Origin of the sequence: Streptomyces sp. A1136 (genome assembly GCF_004795055.1) — a bacterium.
Taxonomy (GTDB): Bacteria; Actinomycetota; Actinomycetes; order Streptomycetales; family Streptomycetaceae; genus Streptomyces.
Window position 1 is genome coordinate 1 of the sequence record NZ_SSBJ01000215.1, and the last position, 637, is coordinate 637.

1 pseudogene is annotated in these 637 nt (G+C 70.5%); it reads left to right on the plus strand.

From position 1 onward, the window contains the following. A pseudogene (locus tag E6R62_RS38170) lies at window positions 1–637 on the plus strand (allantoicase); the annotation flags it as partial.

Consider the following 637-nt stretch of genomic DNA (forward strand, 5'->3'; position numbering starts at 1 on the left):
CGGCGTGATCAAGGGGATCATCGTCGACACGGCGCACTTCCGGGGCAACTACCCGCAGCGGGTCTCGGTCCAGGCCACCTCCGTCGAGGGCTCACCGAGCCCCGAGCGGCTCCTCGCCGACGACGTGAAGTGGGACGAGATCGTCCCGCCCACGCCGGTGCGCGGCCACGCCGAGAACGGCTTCGAGATCACCACCGGCCGCCGCTACACCCACGTCCGGCTCTGCCAGCACCCCGACGGCGGCGTCGCCCGCCTGCGCGTGCACGGCGAGGTCGTGCCCGACCCGGAGTGGCTCGACACGCTCGGCACGATCGACCTCGTGGCGGTCGTCAACGGCGGTGTCTACGAGGACGCGTCCGACAAGTTCTACTCCTCGCCGACGCAGATCATCCTGCCCGGTACGTCGCGGAAGATGGACGACAGCTGGGAGAACCGCCGTCGCCGCGTCCGCGACACCAACGACTGGGTACGGTTCCGGCTGGTCGCACAGGGGGCGATCAGGGCGGTCGAGATCGACACGGCGTACCTGAAGGGGAACGCGGCGGGGTGGGTGGCGCTGAGCGGGCGCAACGGTGAGACGGGGGAGTGGTTCGAGATCATCCCGCGTACGCGTCTTGAGCCGGACGCGCTGCACCGG